The sequence below is a fragment of the Endozoicomonas sp. GU-1 genome (assembly GCF_027366395.1).
In the GTDB taxonomy this organism is placed as follows: Bacteria; Pseudomonadota; Gammaproteobacteria; order Pseudomonadales; family Endozoicomonadaceae; genus Endozoicomonas.
Genome location: NZ_CP114771.1, coordinates 1060353 through 1079048 on the forward strand (window position 1 = coordinate 1060353; position 18696 = coordinate 1079048).

The following is an 18696-nucleotide window of genomic DNA, read 5'->3' on the forward strand; positions in this document are numbered from 1 at the left end:
GCTTCATGGTGAATCGCTTCCCGGGGTTTTCCTTGTCGGTAGATGACCAGATCAATTTTCAGGAATTATACCGCTGGCAGTACTTTCGCACTCGTTCCGCAATATCCAGCAGAATGGGTGTAGCCTGCAACGTTTCAGGAAAAATAACCCTCAGCGCTTCCGGCTGGTATTCGTGGGCAATGCTGTTACGCAATTCCCGGATTTCAATAAACCGCTGGGCATCCTCAATCAGCCCTTTTTTCTCTGCACGGTTGATTCTGTCCCTGACGGTGCCGACATCTTCCAAGTCAATGGTGTCGATCAGGCGAAATATTTTTTGTAACAGAATATCGTTAAAGCGGGCAAATCGTGCGGTGAGTGATTCGAACTTTTCCAGGTCTTCCTGTTCCGGCATCTGGTCATTAGTCAGTAGTATGGCCTGACAGCGATCCAGCGACCATTTTAGCAGGGCTTCCATCTGGGCCATGGCCAACAGCTGCTGTTCTAATAACAGGATTCGGTCGGTATTTTTTTCCCCTGCCTGTTGCTTTTTGCCTGACTCGTTAGTCATAGCCGGATTCCCTCTGCCAGCGCGATACGGGTGAATGGGTCAGTATCGTCTGCGGCAATCACCAGGTCAATTTTCTGCTCTCCGATAAGGTCGTACAGAGCCAACCGTATGCCTGCCCTGTCTTTCAAACCCAATGTTTTTGACAGGATGAGCAGGTCAATATCTCCACCTTTTGCCTGGTCATTCGCCCTTGAGCCAAACAACCATATTTGCGCCTGAGGGTCTGCCTGATGAATCACCTTTCTAATGGCGTTTTGCTCTTCGTTCGTGAGTCTCAATATTGCTTAACCTATTTAGAAAGGCTGTGAAAAGCGCTGTAAAAAGACAATCCAGGTCTGTTGTCAATGTCGTTTAATCTTTAATCACTAACCAAGCCTGACCCCTTGCCTGGCAATCTCATGAATGGCCAGCGTTTCATGCCGGGTATCATGAATGAGGATATCCACTTTCAACTCACCCCAGCGGTCTTCAAATGCCATCCGGAAGTTAATTTTTCGTTCCAGGGTATTACCGATATTGTCTGCCTCGATATAAAGATCAATATCCCCCCCCTTTTTTGTATCATCAGCCCGGGAGCCAAACAGCCAGACGCGGGCATTTTCTGCTACATGTTTTCTTGCGAGTTCGACGATACTCTGTGCCATCGCCTCAGATATCCGCACGCTCTATCTCCGTTAGCTCTATTCCTTGCTGTTCGCAGTAACGGTAAACATTCTCGGCAACCTGAAGCAGTAACGGCGTATTCTGCCATGCCATGTTTAACGCATTCACTCTTTCTGCCTCTGCTTCCGGATAATCATGGGCAAACGCATTTCGGATCTCACGCCACTGACGCCATTGATCAGCAGAGTCCAGAATCCCCCCGTTTTTCTATCCGGTTAAGAATATCTGCCATACTGACCGGCTCTTCATCCTCAGCCATCAGCAAACTACGGAACACTTTACCACCAAGAAAGTCCTGAAGATCACCATAGCGAACACGAAAGGCGTCCAGCTTTTCCATCAGGTCTTCATCTGCGTTTTGCAAATCGTCCGCTGTCAACGGTAAATCTGCCTTCAGCCTGACGACAGAAACAGACAACCGGGTAGCCGTGCGACAGGCCTGAAACCAGTTCTGCGTCAGCAATTTCAGGTATGAAGTATTCAGGGTCATCTCGGAATCCATTGATGCGGTTATAACTATTATTATTCAATAATACGGATATAACGATTCAAGGCCTCAAAATGCTCCCGAAGGGATTTACCGCCAACAGTAATACCCTCAAGCACAACCTTCGTTTCTTTCAGGGTCAGGGTATTACCCTCAATGGCATTTGAGTGGTAGGTCCATTCTAATACCAGGGCCTCATGGAGCGACCGGACCGTTTCCTTCGGCAGAGGCCTTAAGGTATCAAGCTGGTGCTTAAGTGCATCAATCTGGTCAAAGCTGTTTGTGTTTTTCATTTGACCTCAAGGCCTGCCGGTTAAATCACCTTTCAGGACTAGTCTAGGAGCCTGTCCGAGAATAGACTGCCCTACTGCGGTGGCAGCAAATTGGTCTAAAAATTCCGTTTTGTTCGGCAAATAGCCCCGCTATTCACCTCACAAAACGAAATTTTTATCCTCAATTTTCTGCCATCCTCGCTACGGGCGCTATTCTCGGACAGGCTCCTAGCTTTTGCTGGTTACAACGCTCAATGCTTCAGGCTTGAAAATCTGGTGGAGAAATCGCTCTACCTTTCCAACTATATTGTGGAATATTATAAGAAGGGCAGTAGAAAGAAAGATTAGCAGCCTTTTTATAAGCTGCTCAATCATATAAACCAACCGAAAAGTACGCTACCGCCCATCGACTTAAGCATATGCCGAAACAGCTGCGCGGAAAACAACCAATCTACTCGAGCAAAAGTTGCATCAGCGTAAAAATTTTTTATGCGGCTCCCTAACGTAATAAGGCCTGTTTAAGGCCTTATTGTTTTAGTAGCTTTACAAGAACGGGGATTCTACACGACAGCCACTAAGTAATCACGACCGGAAAAGCACTTATTCGTGATTTTTTTATGAGGGACATGATCAAAGGCACCGAATATCTGTGGATTGCCCACCTTCAGGCAAAACTCCCGGTGACGGCTCCTTCACTGGCAGCGCCAGAGCACCTGGTGTTTTTTATCTATCTCCTCACGAAAACTATCAGGAATACTGTGCCAGGCAAGTGCCTGGACAATAATGGGTATATTGGAGTCCCGCAGGGTTTCGAGAAACAGGCTCAACTGCTCATAGCCTGTCATCTTGTCCTGATCCGAGGGAAAGTGCACAACCAAATCCAGGTCACTGGTGTCATGATTGGTTCCCTTGACCCGGCTACCGTAAGCCCAGATTTCAGTGCCCGGGGCAAATATCTGTTCAGCAATAGCGCAGATTGCCTTGCGATCCTTATCCCTGAGGTCAATCATTATCCACTTGCTCTGAATGCTGTTTTATGGATTTTTCCAGGGCCTGTGCATCCGCCATGAAGTCCGGCAATAATTTCAAGGTGTATTCTGCAAACTTTTTCCCATAGTCATGGGCGGTATTGTTGCGATTATCGCGGTAAGACAACCAGCGCTCTGCCTGTTCCAGTGACAGCAAATCATGCTGGGCAGCTTGCCGGAAGACCTCTTTGAACACCATTCGGTCAACCGCCTTGGGGCTATGCATAAAATCCTTCAAACACTTGCGCAGCAACTTGCCAGCCTGCTCCAAAATAATCTCAAACTCTTTCACACAGGCAGATCGGTACATCTCATAATCGATACTGCCATCTTCAGCCTGGACAACTTTTTCATAGGCCATATCAAGAGTCTTAATACAGCGGCTGAAGAACGTTGTATCTATTGTCATAAGTTTTCCTGAATTTGTTCCACAGAAAGCCTCAAGCGTCACAAGAAGCCCGAGTTTAAAGCCTATTATGGAACATAACGAACCAGTATACCCTCAAGCCCTAACTCTTTCTTGATGGTAACCTTTAGCTGCTGAAGTTCATCCGGCCTTACTTCCGGCCCTATGTAGACCCGATAAAAAACCTTGCCTGCCTCTGTAGAAATTTTCTTCTGAAAAGCACTATACCCTTTAGTCTTCAGCTGTTTTTCCAGGTTGCGGGCATTGTTTTTATCCGCAAAGGTTGCCAACTGGAGAGACCAGGCTTTCAGATGCCCTGATTCGTCCACACCTGTGGCTTTTTCAGTACGATCATTTTCTGGCTCGAGCACAGTTTCAGTGGAAGAAGGCACTACTTCAACAACATCCGGTGGAATATCCAGCTGGTCGACAAATGCAGGCACTGGGGGGGATTCAAGCTTAGGGGCTGCCGGGGAAGGCCTGGAGGTGACCAGAGGATGAGTCTCCCCTCCCCTGAACAGTGCGGGCGCGAGAATGATCAATAAGGCCAGCAATACCACAGCACCTATTAGTCTTTGCTTAAGTCCCTCGCCCAAGATACGCTCCATAATGATAGATAAAACAGTGTACATCCCTGCACAGATGGCGGGAAGTCAATTAAAGGTCAATGCCTGAAACTCATTGCATCTTAAGCGAATTCCAACTAAACCTACAACAATTAAGCGCACGATACCGAAGGGACTTATCAGCATGACTGAACCATTATACGAAACTGATTTTTACAGCTGGACACAGCAACAGGCAGAACTCATTCGCCAGGGCAGGCTGGAAGAACTGGATTTGGACAATATCCTTGAGGAAATTGAAAGCATGGGCAGAAGCGAATACCGGCTGTTGAGTCACCGGCTGGATATTCTGCTCATGCATTTGCTGAAGTGGGCTTATCAACCTGATCACAGGGGCAGTAGCTGGCAGGGGTCTATCGAAGAGCAGCGATTTCGTATTCAGAAGGTGATCAAAGAAAACCCTGGGCTAAAGCCCAAGATTAATGAAGCCATGGTCGATGCCTATCCAGCGGCACGGATTTCTGCCTTCAAGGAAACCGGCATCAGCAAGGAACATTTTCCAGACTCATGCCCATGGACCTACGAACAAATTATGAATGAACAATTCTGGCCTGATATTTGAGCAATTACACTGAAACCGTGTACTCAGTGGCTGTTGGTCAAAGCAACAGATACCGTCATAAACGATCCCGTAACCAATACTCTATCCCCAGAAGTTGAGTTTGCCAGGGCATGATGCAATGCTTCAGCAACCTGCTGATAACAATTAACTGAATAACCTCGATCAACCAGCTTCTGCGCCAGCTCCTGCTCAGTCAGCGCCCTTGGAGACTCAAACCGGGCAACGTACCACTCATCAATATTGCCACTCAAGCAATCAACAACCGCCATATAATCCTTATCTTTACACATGGCAATCACTGCTCGTGTCTTACCTTCTGCCAGAGATTCATCCAGACGCTGCTTGAGCATTTCTGCTGCCTGAGGATTGTGGGCAACATCCAGCACCACATCAATGGACTCACCTGACGCATTTTCCATCATCAGCTGCTGGAATCGTCCGGGAACCGATACCTGTGACAAGCCTTTTCGAACAGCTTCAATAGCGATAGGCTCTGGTAAAAATTGCAGCGCTTGCAATGCCGTCGCGGCATTATCAATCACCACATTGGGAACAGGGAGGTTGTCCAGCTGTTGATTTTCACTACCTGACCAATGCCACGTATTACCCGACCTTGCCAGGGTAAACGCCTCTCCTCTGCAATACAGGGCACTGCCAAGACGCTCAGCCATGTCGGTGATTGCCTGCGGCACTGGCTGATCACCAAAGATCGCAGGTTTACAGGCACGAAATATTCCTGACTTCTCTTTGGCAATCGCTTCAATGCTAAAGCCAAGGTATTCCTGATGGTCGAGCGCCACCGTGGTAATTACCGACACATCGGGGTCAATCACATTGGTAGCATCCAGTCGTCCACCCAGGCCGACTTCCATCAGTGCCACATCCACCTCCGCCCTTTTAAAGCAGTCCACGGCAGCCAGGGTGGTAAATTCAAAATAGGTTAGCCATGTCGTTTTTCGACCTTCATTGATCTTCTCAAAAGCATCACATAGCCAGTCATCACTGACCTGTTCGCCATTAATGCGAATTCTTTCGTTAAACTTGAGAAAATGAGGTGATGTAAATAGACCTACCTTGTAACCAGCAGCCAGCAAAACAGCTTCAAGAACGGCCAGCGTCGAGCCTTTGCCATTGGTGCCCCCCACGGTGATAATGAACGGCGCAGGCTTGAGCAAATCCAGCCTGTCACCCACCAGCCGAATCCGGTCCAGCCCAAAGTCGATGTCATGCTCCGGACGAGTTTCTTCCATCCAGGTTAACCACTGTGCAAGGCTTTTTTCTTTCTTTTCAAACGAGGACAACGTCACATCTCCAGACGTATGCATTCCCACGCAGAGCGACGGTGTTGCGAAAGGCCTTAAAAAGAAGTGAACCACAAAGACACGGAGGCACAAAGAAAGCCATTTTGTTTGCTGAGCGTAGCTCAGGCAAGCCCAGAAAAAACTTTGTGTCTTTGTGCCTTTGTGGTTCAAGGCTTTTATAACTTTTGCAACACCCCCAGAGCGCGGGAACAAAATATAGAGAAAAGGCCGGAGAAAAAACCAGCCTTAGGTTGGATTAGGCAACTTCTACTGTATCAGCAAGCGCCACATCAGCATCCGGCCTGCCCTGCATTTTCCGGCAAAGCCTGGCGATAGTGGATCGCAACTCAGAACGGGAAACGATCATATCAATAGCACCGTGATCCAGCAGGAATTCACTGCGCTGAAAGCCTTCCGGCAGCTTTTCCCGGACGGTCTGTTCAATCACCCTGGGACCGGCAAAACCAATCAGGGCACCGGGCTCAGCCATATTGATATCACCGAGCATGGCCAGACTGGCAGAAACACCGCCGTACACCGGGTCAGTCATCACTGAGATATAAGGAATACCCGCCTGACGCATTCTTTCCAGGGCCGCACTGGTTTTCGCCATCTGCATCAGGGAAAACAGGGCTTCCTGCATTCGGGCACCGCCACTGGCTGAAAAACAGATCAACGGCATCTTCTCTGCCAGGCATAACTCGGCAGCACGGGCAAACTTTTCCCCGACCACCGACCCCATGGAGCCACCCATAAAAGAAAACTCAAAGGCAACGGCCGCGACCGGAATGTCCTCGACGGTACCACGCATGGCCACCAGAGCATCTTTTTCGCCGGTCTGCTTTTGCGCCGCTGCCAGTCGATCACGGTACTTTTTTGTGTCGCGAAACTTCAGCCGGTCATTGGGCTCAAGGTCAGCAAACAGCTCAGCCTTTCCTTCCTTGTCAAGAAAGTAATCCAGTCGCGTGCGGGCACTGATTCGCATATGATGCTGGCACTTGGGACAAACACCCAGGTTTCTATCCAGCTCGGGGCGATAGAGAAAGGCCTCACACTTCACACACTTGCGCCAAAGCCCTTCTGGCACACTGCTGCTTTTCTGCGCAATAGCAGCGCGTGATAACGATGGAATCAGTTTATCGACTAACCAGTTGCTCATTCATTCGTCCTGTCATCGTCCATAGCTGAGCGCATTTCGGCAATTCGGCTGGCAACGCGGTCAATGGAGGCCTGTCCCTCATTGCCATACTGAGCCAGCTCAGATACCAGCACACTGCCCGCAATAACGCCGTCTGCCATTCGCCCAATGGCGGCAGCCGAGGCTCCATCGCGGATACCAAAGCCAACACACACCGGAACGTCAGCAAAACGCCGGATGTGGTTGACCCGCTCTTCAACTTCTGCCGTATTCAGGGTTGCCGCACCGGTTACCCCTTTCAGGGATACATAATAGAGATAACCACTGGCAACCCGGCAGATCTTGGCAATTCGTTCATCGGATGTGGTCGGGGTAATCAGGCTGATCATGTCAATACCACGGTTATGCAGCATATCCAGTAAATCACCTGCGGCTTCCGGTGGCAGATCCACCATCAGCACACCATCAACACCCGCCTGACTGGCCAACTCAACAAACCGCTGGTAGCCCATGATCTCTACCGGATTGAGATAGCCCATCAGGACAACCGGTGTGTCATTATCCCTTTCCCGGAACTCAGAAACCATTGCAAAAACGTCATGCAATGTAACACCGTGTGATACCGCCCGCTCATGGGCCTGGGCAATCACCGGACCATCCGCAACCGGGTCCGAGAACGGAAAGCCCAGCTCAATCATATCCGCACCATGGTCCACCAGGTGGTGCATAACCTCGAACAGTCTTGCCCGGAGGGTCACCGGCAAGAATGTAGGGTATCAGAGCTTTACGTTCACGCCCCTGCAAGGTTTCAAAGCGGGCTTTGATTCTGTTTATTTCACGACTCATGCGGTGCCCACCTTATACTTCGAGGCCATCAATAGTGGCAACGGTATGAATATCCTTATCACCACGACCAGACAGGTTACAGATAATGATCTGGTCCTGGCTCATCGTGGGTGCCAGTTTATCAACCCAGGCCAGGGCATGGGCGCTTTCCAGCGCTGGCATAATGCCTTCCAGGCGGGTCAGCTTGCGAAAGGCCGCAAGGGCTTCTTCATCCGTTGCCGCCGGGTATTGTGCACGGCCGATATCTTTCAGGTAACTGTGTTCTGGCCCAACCCCCGGATAGTCCAATCCGGCCGACACAGAGTGGCTCTCAATAATCTGGCCATGTTCGTTGGTCATCAGATAGGTTCTTGCGCCCTGCAAAACGCCCGGGCGGCCGGAACTCATCCGGGCCGCATGCTTATCGGTATCAACACCGTGTCCTGCCGCTTCAACACCATACAGCTTAACGGCTTTATCCTGAATAAATTCGTGGAACAGCCCCATGGCATTGGAACCACCACCCACACAGGCAACCAGGGCATCCGGCAGGCGGCCTTCTTTTTCCAGAATCTGCCGACGGGCTTCCCGGCCAATAATACTCTGCAGATTACGCACCATTTCAGGATAGGGTGAAGGGCCACAAACTGTGCCCAGCAGATAGAAGGTATCTTCAGGGCGTGCTACCCAATCCCTGAGTGCTTCATTAATCGCGTCTTTCAGCGTCTGGGAACCGGTTTCTACCGGTACCACGGTGGCCCCCAAAAGTTTCATGCGATAGACGTTCAATGCCTGACGTTTTACGTCCTTGGCCCCCATATAAACCACACACTCCAACCCAAGACGGGCGGCCACCGTCGCCGAGGCAACACCGTGCTGACCGGCACCGGTTTCGGCAATAATCCGGGTTTTCCCCATATGTTTGGCCAGCAGCGCCTGACCAACCGCGTGGTTGATTTTGTGGGCACCGGTATGATTGAGATCTTCACGCTTCAGGTAGATTTTTGCGCCACCCAGCGCCCGAGTCCATCGCTCAGCAAAATAGAGCGGTGAAGGACGGCCGACAAAGTCAGCCAGGTCACGATCAAAATCTTCCTGAAAGGTCTTGTCCTGCCAGAGCTCACGCCAGGTGCGATCAAGGTCTTCCAGCGCACCCATCAGGGTTTCAGCCACGAAACGTCCACCGTAACGGCCAAAATGCCCCATTAAATCCGGTTGATCGTACTTGTGTTCTTCAGAAGAAAGAACGGGGGACTCAAAAATTTCCTGATCGACCATCATCTTCCTGCCGCCTTGATAAAGGCTTTGATTTTATCGTGATCCTTAATGCCAGGCTGACTCTCTACGCCACTGCTGACATCAACTCCATAGGGTCGAACCCTGTTCACTGCCTGAGCGATATTATCAGGACTCAGACCTCCGGCCAGCACCATCGGTTTATTCAGCTCATGGGGTATCAAATCCCAGTCAAAAGACTCACCGGTGCCACCCACCTCCCCGGGCTTATAACTGTCCAGCAGGTAGCCACAGGCACTGGTATAGGGAGCCACCATGTCGGCCACGGCAATATCCGGACGAACACGGAAGGCCTTCATATAACGTACCCCCCAGCGGGCGCACTCGATTTCCGGTTCATTGCCATGAAATTGCAGTAGTGAAAGAGGAACCGCGTCCAGAACCGATTGAATCAGCTCATCGGAGGCATCGACAAACAGCCCAACCACCGAGACAAACGGCGGCAGAGCCCGAACAATCTCCACGGCCTGCTCAACCGTGACACAACGACGGCTTTTCCGGTAAAACACCAGACCGATGGCATCCGCCCCGCTGTCAGCAGCGATCAAACCATCATCAACACGGGTAATTCCGCAGATTTTTATACGAGGAGATACTTCCATTTCCCGGTGTTCTCTTTCCCACGCCCTGTGTCGGGAGATTACCCGGGACACAGAGCCAACCACAGGGTAAGGGTTTGAAGGTGCTTTCACACTGTACTGCCGAAGATCAATGCGAAAGAATAGGCAACCCCTGAGCGATCGTTGATCTTATCAGAACATTTCGGGAATTACTGCATCTGGCACATCATTTCAATGAGTTTCATGTGTACAATCTCCGTTCACCCTGAGCGGAGTCGAAGGGTGATTGGCACGGTCTTTACGGTTGGTTCACAGTCCACACCCTTCGACAGCCTCAGAATGAACGTGGTTCTGCAGCTCAGTAAGATCTCCGCTACAGAACGAACAGAGTTTTCAGGTCAATAGAGAGGAACCCATCCATTGCACGGAAAACGTATGCCAGCTCTGGAAAAACCGCCGATTTAAAGCGGAATTAATGGCGCAATAAAGTGTGGGTTCGATTCACTGGCCGGCAGTCCAAACACCTTATCGTACCCCGCATCGACAAAATAAAGCCCACAGGGCGAAGCGGTTACCCCACCCTGGGCACGATCCCGAGCATCCAGCACCTCTTTTGCCCAGCCAGGCTCACGTTTGCCGCAACCCACCGCCATCAACACCCCGGCAAAATTACGAATCATATGATGCAAAAACGCATTGGCCTGCACATCAATAACAATCAGTGGTCCGTGGCGGGAAATATCCAGCCGGGTCACATGCCTGACCGGGTTCTTTGCCTGACACTGAATCGCACGATAAGAGGTAAAATCATGTTCGCCCACCAGGCACTCTGCCGCCGCCTTCATGCGCTCAACATCCAGCGGCCGATAGTTCCAGGTCACCCCTTTGGAGAGATGTGCGGGCCGAATGGGATGGTTATAAATCACGTAACGATAACGTCGCCACAGGGCAGAAAAGCGGGCATGAAAATCATCAGAAACCGGCTTCACCCAGTTTACGGCCACGTCATCCGGCAAATTGGCATTAGCGCCATAAGCCCAGCCCCGCTCGGTACGAACGGCATCCGTATCAAAATGAATAATCTGGTTACAGCCATGAACCCGGGCATCGGTTCTTCCTGCACAGACAACGGCAACAGGATGGTTAGCCACTTTTGACAGCGCAGCTTCTACCGCAGCCTGCACCGTGGGCAAACCGGTCTTGAGAACCTGCCAACCAAAAAAACGGGAGCCATCGTATTGAACACTGGCAGCATAACGGGGCATGAAAGAAAAACACCTATAGAAAATAGCCAAAGGCAGAATTTAAGCAGGAGTGCGCGGGTAGATTACCACCAGGAGATGTTTCCGGGTTAGTGCAGCCAAGCTCTGTAATACATAAATAGACACCTCGTTGCCACAACCTCTCCGGACTCATTCCCATGGTCCCGAGGCTGTCGCAACACCGGTTCTACAGGATGGAATCGTAACAGATTCATTGCCCGCTGCTGAAGTACTCTTATCCTTTGCTTCTGTCTGGTGATCTCTGCTGTATAATCCTTTCAGTTGCACCAATTGACTCAGTCGAGATTATTCTTGGTCTGTTCCCCAGGACTCCCGCCCACAGTGGTTGTCAAACCAAGACGTTCTGCAGCCATTCCGGCACCGTAAAAGGCTGCTTTTGCTGTATAGTCCAGCGCTTTTCCCATCAGGTACCCGACACCTCCACCGATCATGACCGAGCATGTGCCAGCCAGGATTCGAATCGAAGCATCAGAATAATTCGCACGTATGGACGCTTCTTCTGGTCGACCCAGCACCCGCATTGGAACTGCCATGGCCCTACTGCAACCCAGGCTACAGAGTGCTCCTGCGTAGGTACACGCCTGGACAATATGAGAATCCTGCTGAATGAAGGGAGTGATACCGAGGTGATCCATATACGTGGATACGGTATCACGAATTTTCACAGAAGCGTGCCAGAAGGCGGTACAACCGTGATAGACCCCTTTCCCGATAAGGTTTCCCGCAACGCCATAAGCGCCCGTATATAAGGCGCGATTCAGAAAATTGTCATCAACCGAGAAGCGGGCTGTATGAAGGCCGAAAGCCAGCCCTGTCATGGCACCAGCCATCGCCATAGAATCCTTCATTACTGAGGCAGGAACAATAATGTTGTTCGTTGAGCCTTTACCAGAGTTGATATCCATTGTTAAGTCCCTCTCAGATATAAGAACGTGACGTTTTACGTAAGGCGACCATGTAGATGCTTAAGCCAGGAAAAAGTTCCTGCTGGCAGGTAATGAAAGTATTTTCAGCGCGTGCACAGCTACACCCGTGCCACTGAGTTTGTGCACAAACAGGTGGCTGTCTACCTATTCAGCGACCAGTGGCTATCGATCTAAGGCATTCAGCCGCCATTCTGGCACCGGAAAAGGCGGCTTTTGCCGTATAGTCCAGCGTTTTTCCTACCAGATATCCGACACCGGCACCGAGCATGGCCGAGCCTGAGCCAGACTTGATTCGCTGCATAGCATCCGGAGGAACCAGACAAGGAGGAGGCTCATAATTTCGGCCCCAGTGCGCACGTCTTTCCATTTCTATTGCCTCTTCTGATCGAATCAGTAATGGATCTTCGAGGGCACTACTGTAAAACAGGCCATACCACGCTCCGGCGTAGGTAAATGCCTGGACAATATGAGAATCCTGACTGAAGGGGGTAATACCAAGGTTATTCATATACGTGGATACGGTAGCACGAATAACCTCAGAGCCTTTCCAGAAGGCGGCACAACCGTGATAGGCACTTTGTGTGATGAGGTATCCAGCAGTGCCACAAGCGCCCAAAAATAAGCTATGAGTCAGCAAATTGTCGTTGTCCGAGAACAAAGATACAAAAGAGCCAAGAGCAACTCCTGACAGGGCACCTGCCAAAGACCAGGTATCCTTGATTACCGAGGTAGAAAGAACAAAGTCGGTCGTCGAACCTGCACCTGGATTGGTATTCATAGTTGAGCCGCTATCCCGGACAATATGAGAATCCTGACTGGTGGGGGTAATATCAGGGTTATTGATATGTATGGATACTGTATCAGGAATTTCCACAGCTCGTTGCCAGAAGGCGGCACCACTGTGATTGGCAGTTTTGGCGGTGAGATGCCCCACAACGCTACAAGCGCCGATATATAAGGCGCGACTCAGAAAACTGCCGTCGTCCGGGAGGCGGGTTATAAGAAAGCCGAAAGCAAGCCCTGACAGGGTACCTGCCAAGGTCAGGGCATCCTTCGCTACAGAGGAAGAAATAACAACATTGGTCGTCGAACCTGCACCTGAGTTGATATTCATAGTTAAGCCGCTATCGATGGAAGAATCTGACGTTTAACGTGAGGTAACCCTGTAGATGCCCAAGCCAGCAAAAAGTTCCTGCTGGCAGGTAATAAAGCCCTTTTTCAGCACCGCCGGTCGAAGACAAGGAGGCGAATCAGTGGATTCGCCCTGTTTATTACGAAACGCGATTCAATTAAGTTCCAATCACCCCACCATCATCCCTGGTAATCAGCACAGTACTCGACCGTGGCCGTGTAATTCCATCACTGGCCGGAAAGCTAATGGCCGGATGCTGGATATTAACCCACATGGCTCTGCCATCGGGCGTGGTGGTCACACCAGTGATTTCACACCCTCTCGGGCCAGTCAGAAAGCGTTTCACTTCTGCGGTGACCGGATCGCAGCAGAGCATCTGATTGGTGCCCATATTGCTGTTGCGTTCCTCATCGTCACCGTAGTCGGTCTGAATCCAAAGGCGGCCCTGATAGTCAAACCAGATGCCATCCGGCGAAGAGAAAATATCACCCTTGATATCTCCCACGAAGTGTTCAGGTACCGGGCTGCCATCCGCCAGTGTCGCGCCAGGGCGGTCACCGGCCAGCAGGAACATCTCCCAGTTGAAATGGGTGGCCGTGGGATCAGCGTTTGCCTCGGTAAAACGAACAATCTGACCATGGCGGTTATCTTCCCGGGGATTGGCGGCATTGGTTTGCTGATCCTCTTTTTGGCCCCGGTGCTTATTATTGGTCAGCGTGACATAGACTTCCCGGGTCTGCGGATGCACGGCAACCCATTCCGGGCGGTCCATGGTTGTGGCCCCCAGAATATCCGCGGCCCGACGGGCGTGTACCAGCACATCGGCCTGACTGGTAAAGCCATTGCGACGGGTCAGGCCGTTGTGGCCAAACACCAGTGGCCGCCACTCACCACGACCATCATCATGGAACACCGCCACATAAAGAGTGCCATGATCCAGAATATCCCGGTTGGCCGCTGGATTACCGGGTTTATAGGCCTGATCCGGCACAAACTTATACACGTATTCGCCGCGGGTATCATCGCCAAAATAGAATGCCATACGACCATCATCACCCAGCGAAAGTGTTGAACACTCTCTGACCAGTCGCCCCATGGAGGTGCGCTTCTTTGGAGTACTGTCCGGTGAAAAAGGGTCAATTTCCACTACCCAGCCGAAACGGTTGGGTTCGTTAACATAACCGCCATGAGGGGCATGGTGGTCAGGTGTCGCATTAAAACGGGGTTCTACTGACTCCCAGGCATAGTATTTACTGTTCTTGTCCTGGGCCACACCATACCGCTGGTGGGCTGGGCGTTGCTGATAATCTTCAGCATCACGGTTAACAAAGTAGTTCTTCCAGTTCTCTTCACAGGTGAGATAAGTCCCCCAGGGTGTTACGCCCATGGCGCAGTTATTCAAAGTGCCCAGCACCTCAAGGCCAGCAGGGTCTGCCACGGTTTTCAGAAAATCAGTACCGGCCACTTCACCGGTCAGATCCATGGGGGTAAAGCCGGTGATCCTGCGGTTATAGCGGGAATCCTTGACTTGCTGCCAGTGACCATCGGACTGCTTGCGAACTTCGATAATACTGACACCGTGGGCCGCCATCTCCTTTTTCACTTCATGCGCCGGGCGCTGTTTAAATCCCTGCGGGCTTTCAGTGATGGTCAGACCATTGGGGTGCAGCGTAGGATTAATGTACTCATGATTCATGACCAGCAGGCCATGGTCGTCCGGCTGGTCCGCAAATGGGAAGAACCAGATCCCATCGTGATTCTGGCCTGCCTGCTTCATCTGCTCCCGCCAGCTGTTGCTGCCATCTGGCCGCCAGGGTCTGGCACCTTTCTCTACCGGGTCACCCCATGAAAAAAGACGCTGGCCGTATAGCCTTCAGGCACATTGATGGCATCAAACATGGGGTCCTGCTCAATGGGAATGGGCTTGAATCCAATGTCCGCCCGCCGCAGGTTTCCAGCAGCACTGCCACCCAGACCATTATGACTCTGCCCGGTCGTGCCCATACAGCCAGCCAGAAAGCCTGCCATGGCCAGACCCAGGCCGCCTTTCATAAAGTTCCGCCGACTTTTTTCTACCACGTCATCCAGGGTGCTGTTGCCAGAGAAGTTATCTGGCTGATCATCCAGCGACTCCAGCTGTTCATGAAAATCACGATGGTTCTGTAACTTTGAAGATCCGGCTTCCATGATTATCCCTCATCGTCAGGTAAACGCATTGTTATTAAAACGTTATTGGCAAACAGAGATTAAGTGATCGCTGTTACAGTTTTATTGCGCAATCCGGTTAAATCAGCTCAATATCCGGTTAAGTGGTCAATTACATTGCCAGCCCTGGCGTTGCAGTCATCGACTTTTTCTGCTCAGCCTGCACATGGTTCAGCCATTGCCGGGCTGACTTATGCACCCATGCCTTTCCCCGGTCACGGGCATTGATAAAGGCCGACTCAGCGCTGGCATAGTCCCCCTGGTGGAACCTTGCCATGCCCAGCAGTAGCCATACTTCGGAGTCTTTGTTGCCCTGGTTATCAAGCACCCGTTGTAAACCGGTTGCCGCACTCTCCCAATCACGCATGGTCAGAAAGGTCCTGGCCAGCAAAAGATCGACTTTTTTATCGTTATGGAGCGACGATGCCCTGACCAGAACCTTGATGGCGCTGTCATTGTTCCGGGCCCGGAGCCAGGCCTGTGCCAGAAGACGCAGATTCTCTGCGGACGCTTCAAGATGGTTGCTGTCGATGCCGTAACCCAGCACCGCAGCAGCTTTTGCTGGCATACCCTGCTGAACATAGAGAATGCCCAGGGCTTTCAGATGAGAAGCACTGGTCAACTGTCGTTTTTCATGAAGACTTTCCAGCAGACTGATCTGCCTGGCCTGTTGCCCAAGCTGGCCGTAGATTGCCGACAGTGCCAGGAAATAGTCCGGTTTGCCAAAAAGTTCCACCATAGTCTCAAGCACCCGGGCGGTTTTTTCATAATCATTCTGAGCCTGATAGCTGGCTCTTAATAGTTGCAGCCAGCTTTCTTCGGGTTGATCGGCTTGCTCAATAACTGATGAAATCAAGGCAGTAGAGCTGCGATAATCAGACAACTGATAATGACAGTGAGCCATCAGGACCTGAAGACTGTTATCTACATGACGGCTATCCGCTGCAGCATCGGCAGACCGGATTTGCTCAGCATACGACAGTGCCTTACGATATCCGGCTGCCATAAACCAGAGTTGTGCCAGTGTCCGATGGGTGCTGATCAGCAAAGACTTCAGGAATATCTGCCTGTTGTGTGTTTTACGTGCGGTGGTAAATTCCATTTCACGGTCATCACTGTATCCGGTAGGTAAACTGATTACGAAGGCCAAAGACCTCCACCGCCTGACCATCAACCATTCTGGGTTGATAGCGAAAACGAATGGCAGCCTGAACAGAAGGCCTGTGAAACAACCAGCTGTCACACAGAGACTCAATCACGACGACATCACGCACCGAGCCATCCCGGTTCACGGTATATTCAACGGTACACTGCCCTTCGATACCACGGTTCAGGGCACGTTCGGGGTAGACCGGTGCCACTTTAACAATGGGCAGGTAGTCCGCTTCTTCCATAGCACCCAGGTTAAACCCAAGATCATTCATGGCGATACCGGGCGCTACTGTGGGTGACGGCAGGGGTATGTGCTCAAGCGCTGGCAACTCACTGGTAAAGGCAGGCATGGGTGGTGATGGAGGGATGACCGGCGCTTCGGGTGGTGCTGCCTGCTGTTTTTTTGCCACTGTTTTTTCAACGGTTTTAACGCGCACAAAATCCAGCATATCCCTGGCCGACGGTCGATTAAGATGACTTTCCGAAGGGGAGATCAGTGCCTTCATCCCCAGGAACATTAACAGGGCAATAAATGAAGCAATAAGAGCTGCCAGAATCCGGGCAAAAAACGGGGCGATGGATTCAGCAACCCATTGCCTGGCAGGGTAACCTGCTGGTGAAACATCAGGAACCGGCCTCCCGCGTAGCAATGGCCAGGTTCTCCACCCCGGCAGCACGTGCCGCATCCATAACCGTAATCAATGCCTCATTACGGGACATTCTGTCGGCTTGAATCACCAGGGTGCCCTGGGGATTCTCACTGTGCAATCGCTCGATATTGGCCCGGATGCTATGGCTCTGGACCTGACGCCCATCAATCCAGAAAGTGTCGTCTGCCCCAAGTGCCACCAGTATGGCGGCACTTTCCTGTTGCTTCCCGGTTGAGGCCTGGGGGCGATTCACCTCGATACCGGTTTCCTTGATAAAACTGGCTGTCACTATAAAAAATATCAGCAGGATAAACACAACATCCAGCATGGGGGTCATGTCGATATTCAGTTCCTGATCCTCCTCCTGCTGCCAGGCAAACTTTCTCATCTCGTTTCTCTCCCTTGCTCAGTCACACTCAAGCCTGTGCCCATCGCTGGTTCAGAGCCCTGGTTCCGCGACAGACTCAGCTGCCGGTTAAGGTAGTCCCGCTCATTATTGCAACGCTGCTTTAACCAGAGCATCGCCAGCAGCCCCGATAGCGCCACCACCATACCGGCCATGGTGGGAATGGTGGCCCTGGAAACACCGGCAGCCATCGCTCTTGCATTGCCGGTACCTGCTACTCACATGACGTCAAACACTGCCACCATACCGGTCACTGTCCCCAGCAAACCCAGCAGGGGGCAAACGGCAATAATCGTTTTTATCAATGGGACATTTCTGTCAACCCGGCCCATGGTGCACCGGGTCAGGCGATTGCGAAGCAGCTGCTCGCTTTTCGGCAAACCCCCTGTGTGCTCATGCCAGCCAGCAAGCACCTGCTGTACCATGGCACGGTGATATTTTTTCAGAGTTTGCGGGCAATCTGTAACCCCTTGTGCATCTGTCGACGGTATTCAGAAGGGTTCAGGGAAACCCATTGGCGCAGCCCGGGATTCCAGGCTCCCATCCGGTCCTTAGCGGGCGTCTGATAAAGCAGCGCAACTCGCCCGATTCTCAGAAACTCCACCGGGAGTGTTTGATTATCCACCACCATTTCCCCCCGATAGGCCTCGATGGTCCTGCCGTATTTATTCTCTTCCTGGTAGGCTGCAAAGACATTCGCCAGTTTGTCAGCGGTAGCGACATCCGGGTCATTCAACATGGATTTCAGGTTATCCAGTCGCTGTCGCCTTTCTAACGGCAGAAAAGGGACATCCAGTCGGATAAACTGCTCCAAACCTGTGATCATACGATCAATCAGGGGGATGACCTGTCGCTCAATATCCACGGCCCGTTCAATCGACGCATTGATTTCGGCAATTTCCCGCTGTTGTTCATCCAGCTGATTCAACAGAATCCGGTTATAAACCTTAAGTCCCTCCAGCTGTTTCATCTGTTGCAACCACCGGGTTTCCATTCTGTCCGTCTCATCATCGATAGCCTCAATGGTTTTCTGTGCCTGTTGATTGGCTGCAATCCGTTGCTGCCCCAATGCGGTCAGATCATTCACTGATGAACTGGCCAGCGTGTTGCCCCAGACGCCCAGGGCCAACAGCATGACGGGCAGGTAACGGGTTGGCTGTACCCAGCTGATGCCAGCAACAGCGGAATTCCTTTTTCTGCGCTTTTCTGCAAGAAGGTCTCTCACGGC

22 protein-coding genes and 3 pseudogenes are annotated in these 18696 nt (G+C 51.4%); 1 reads left to right on the forward strand and 24 read right to left on the reverse strand.

The window, feature by feature from the left end; genetic code table 11:
• Nucleotides 1-58 precede the first annotated feature (58 nt).
• The 9 genes from O3276_RS04155 to O3276_RS04195 form a co-directional block, all read right to left on the reverse strand.
• Nucleotides 59-550 carry a hypothetical protein gene (locus O3276_RS04155; protein ID WP_269674502.1) on the reverse strand — a complete coding sequence of 164 codons (492 nt, stop codon included), beginning with the start codon at nt 548-550 and terminating at the stop codon, nt 59-61.
• Nucleotides 547-828 carry a nucleotidyltransferase family protein gene (locus O3276_RS04160; protein ID WP_269674503.1) on the reverse strand — a complete coding sequence of 94 codons (282 nt, stop codon included), beginning with the start codon at nt 826-828 and terminating at the stop codon, nt 547-549. The genes O3276_RS04155 and O3276_RS04160 overlap by 4 nt, the downstream gene beginning before the upstream one ends.
• 87 nt (nt 829-915) lie before the next feature.
• Nucleotides 916-1212: a nucleotidyltransferase family protein gene (locus O3276_RS04165; RefSeq protein ID WP_269674504.1), complete on the reverse strand. Its 297-nt coding sequence runs from the start codon at nt 1210-1212 to the stop codon at nt 916-918.
• The gene (locus O3276_RS04170) at nt 1199-1321 is read right to left on the reverse strand and encodes a hypothetical protein (protein ID WP_269674505.1); all 123 of its coding nucleotides are present in this window, start codon (nt 1319-1321) and stop codon (nt 1199-1201) included. The genes O3276_RS04165 and O3276_RS04170 overlap by 14 nt, the downstream gene beginning before the upstream one ends.
• Before the next feature lie 70 nt (nt 1322-1391).
• Nucleotides 1392-1703, reverse strand: a complete 312-nt coding sequence (locus O3276_RS04175; RefSeq protein WP_269674506.1) for a hypothetical protein — start codon at nt 1701-1703, stop codon at nt 1392-1394.
• A gap of 32 nt (nt 1704-1735) precedes the next feature.
• Nucleotides 1736-1993 carry a Fic family protein gene (locus O3276_RS04180; RefSeq protein ID WP_269674507.1) on the reverse strand — a complete coding sequence of 86 codons (258 nt, stop codon included), beginning with the start codon at nt 1991-1993 and terminating at the stop codon, nt 1736-1738.
• A gap of 671 nt (nt 1994-2664) precedes the next feature.
• Nucleotides 2665-2982 (reverse strand): nucleotidyltransferase family protein, encoded by a 318-nt coding sequence (locus O3276_RS04185; protein ID WP_269674508.1) that lies wholly within the window; start codon nt 2980-2982, stop codon nt 2665-2667.
• Nucleotides 2975-3409 carry a nucleotidyltransferase substrate binding protein gene (locus O3276_RS04190; RefSeq protein WP_269674509.1) on the reverse strand — a complete coding sequence of 145 codons (435 nt, stop codon included), beginning with the start codon at nt 3407-3409 and terminating at the stop codon, nt 2975-2977. The genes O3276_RS04185 and O3276_RS04190 overlap by 8 nt, the downstream gene beginning before the upstream one ends.
• A 65-nt stretch (nt 3410-3474) precedes the next feature.
• Complete coding sequence (locus O3276_RS04195; protein WP_269674510.1) at nt 3475-4002, reverse strand: SPOR domain-containing protein; 528 nt, start codon at nt 4000-4002, stop codon at nt 3475-3477.
• 154 nt (nt 4003-4156) lie between these two features.
• Here O3276_RS04195 and O3276_RS04200 point away from each other — a divergent pair, with 154 nt between their 5' ends.
• Entirely contained in the window at nt 4157-4594 is a 438-nt protein-coding gene (locus O3276_RS04200; protein WP_269674511.1) for a DUF29 domain-containing protein, read from the forward strand.
• A 23-nt stretch (nt 4595-4617) separates the two neighbouring features.
• Here the strand turns inward: O3276_RS04200 and folC are convergent, their stop codons facing one another.
• From folC to O3276_RS04275, 15 genes and pseudogenes are all read right to left on the reverse strand, one after another.
• Nucleotides 4618-5895, reverse strand: a complete 1278-nt coding sequence (gene folC, locus O3276_RS04205; protein WP_269674512.1) for a bifunctional tetrahydrofolate synthase/dihydrofolate synthase — start codon at nt 5893-5895, stop codon at nt 4618-4620.
• A gap of 256 nt (nt 5896-6151) precedes the next feature.
• Nucleotides 6152-7054, reverse strand: a complete 903-nt coding sequence (accD, locus tag O3276_RS04210) for an acetyl-CoA carboxylase, carboxyltransferase subunit beta (protein WP_269674513.1) — start codon at nt 7052-7054, stop codon at nt 6152-6154.
• Nucleotides 7051-7867, reverse strand: a pseudogene (gene trpA, locus O3276_RS04215) (tryptophan synthase subunit alpha). The gene accD and the pseudogene trpA overlap by 4 nt, the downstream one beginning before the upstream one ends.
• A 24-nt stretch (nt 7868-7891) precedes the next feature.
• Nucleotides 7892-9064, reverse strand: coding sequence for a tryptophan synthase subunit beta (gene trpB, locus O3276_RS04220; RefSeq protein ID WP_442876586.1), 1173 nt, complete (start codon nt 9062-9064; stop codon nt 7892-7894).
• Nucleotides 9065-9135: 71 nt separating this feature from the next.
• A complete protein-coding gene (locus O3276_RS04225; RefSeq protein ID WP_332328183.1) occupies nt 9136-9846 on the reverse strand; it encodes a phosphoribosylanthranilate isomerase in 711 nt (236 codons plus the stop codon).
• 329 nt (nt 9847-10175) lie between these two features.
• Entirely contained in the window at nt 10176-10979 is an 804-nt protein-coding gene (gene truA / locus O3276_RS04230) for a tRNA pseudouridine(38-40) synthase TruA (RefSeq protein WP_269674515.1), read from the reverse strand.
• A gap of 293 nt (nt 10980-11272) precedes the next feature.
• The gene (locus tag O3276_RS04235) at nt 11273-11902 is read right to left on the reverse strand and encodes a hypothetical protein (protein WP_269674516.1); all 630 of its coding nucleotides are present in this window, start codon (nt 11900-11902) and stop codon (nt 11273-11275) included.
• Nucleotides 11903-12071: 169 nt separating this feature from the next.
• Complete coding sequence (locus tag O3276_RS04240) at nt 12072-13037, reverse strand: hypothetical protein (RefSeq protein ID WP_269674517.1); 966 nt, start codon at nt 13035-13037, stop codon at nt 12072-12074.
• A gap of 175 nt (nt 13038-13212) precedes the next feature.
• A pseudogene (locus O3276_RS04245) lies at nt 13213-14850 on the reverse strand (PhoX family protein); the annotation flags it as partial.
• 35 nt (nt 14851-14885) lie between these two features.
• Complete coding sequence (locus O3276_RS04250) at nt 14886-15242, reverse strand: twin-arginine translocation signal domain-containing protein (protein ID WP_269674518.1); 357 nt, start codon at nt 15240-15242, stop codon at nt 14886-14888.
• 130 nt (nt 15243-15372) lie between these two features.
• On the reverse strand, nt 15373-16362 hold the full coding sequence (locus tag O3276_RS04255; RefSeq protein WP_269674519.1) for a tetratricopeptide repeat protein: 990 nt from the start codon (nt 16360-16362) through the stop codon (nt 15373-15375).
• A 10-nt stretch (nt 16363-16372) separates the two neighbouring features.
• Nucleotides 16373-17062, reverse strand: a complete 690-nt coding sequence (locus O3276_RS04260; protein WP_269674520.1) for an energy transducer TonB — start codon at nt 17060-17062, stop codon at nt 16373-16375.
• Nucleotides 17037-17450 (reverse strand): ExbD/TolR family protein, encoded by a 414-nt coding sequence (locus O3276_RS04265; RefSeq protein WP_101747106.1) that lies wholly within the window; start codon nt 17448-17450, stop codon nt 17037-17039. The genes O3276_RS04260 and O3276_RS04265 overlap by 26 nt, the downstream gene beginning before the upstream one ends.
• Nucleotides 17447-17893: pseudogene (locus O3276_RS04270) on the reverse strand (MotA/TolQ/ExbB proton channel family protein). The gene O3276_RS04265 and the pseudogene O3276_RS04270 overlap by 4 nt, the downstream one beginning before the upstream one ends.
• 17 nt (nt 17894-17910) lie before the next feature.
• A complete protein-coding gene (locus O3276_RS04275) occupies nt 17911-18693 on the reverse strand; it encodes a DUF3450 domain-containing protein (protein WP_269674521.1) in 783 nt (260 codons plus the stop codon).
• Between the last annotated feature and the right edge of the window lie 3 nt (nt 18694-18696).

Coding starts and splice junctions, on each gene's coding strand:
- O3276_RS04155 (WP_269674502.1), bottom strand. CDS start 550: ATGACTAACGAGTCAGGCAAAAAGCAACAGGCAGGGGAAAAAAATACC.
- O3276_RS04175 (WP_269674506.1), bottom strand. CDS start 1,703: ATGACCCTGAATACTTCATACCTGAAATTGCTGACGCAGAACTGGTTT.
- O3276_RS04180 (WP_269674507.1), bottom strand. CDS start 1,993: ATGAAAAACACAAACAGCTTTGACCAGATTGATGCACTTAAGCACCAG.
- O3276_RS04185 (WP_269674508.1), bottom strand. CDS start 2,982: ATGATTGACCTCAGGGATAAGGATCGCAAGGCAATCTGCGCTATTGCT.
- O3276_RS04190 (WP_269674509.1), bottom strand. CDS start 3,409: ATGACAATAGATACAACGTTCTTCAGCCGCTGTATTAAGACTCTTGAT.
- O3276_RS04200 (WP_269674511.1), top strand. CDS start 4,157: ATGACTGAACCATTATACGAAACTGATTTTTACAGCTGGACACAGCAA.
- accD (WP_269674513.1), bottom strand. CDS start 7,054: ATGAGCAACTGGTTAGTCGATAAACTGATTCCATCGTTATCACGCGCT.
- trpB (WP_442876586.1), bottom strand. CDS start 9,064: ATGGGGCATTTTGGCCGTTACGGTGGACGTTTCGTGGCTGAAACCCTG.
- truA (WP_269674515.1), bottom strand. CDS start 10,979: ATGCCCCGTTATGCTGCCAGTGTTCAATACGATGGCTCCCGTTTTTTT.
- O3276_RS04235 (WP_269674516.1), bottom strand. CDS start 11,902: ATGGATATCAACTCTGGTAAAGGCTCAACGAACAACATTATTGTTCCT.
- O3276_RS04240 (WP_269674517.1), bottom strand. CDS start 13,037: ATGAATATCAACTCAGGTGCAGGTTCGACGACCAATGTTGTTATTTCT.
- O3276_RS04250 (WP_269674518.1), bottom strand. CDS start 15,242: ATGGAAGCCGGATCTTCAAAGTTACAGAACCATCGTGATTTTCATGAA.
- O3276_RS04255 (WP_269674519.1), bottom strand. CDS start 16,362: ATGGAATTTACCACCGCACGTAAAACACACAACAGGCAGATATTCCTG.
- O3276_RS04265 (WP_101747106.1), bottom strand. CDS start 17,450: ATGAGAAAGTTTGCCTGGCAGCAGGAGGAGGATCAGGAACTGAATATC.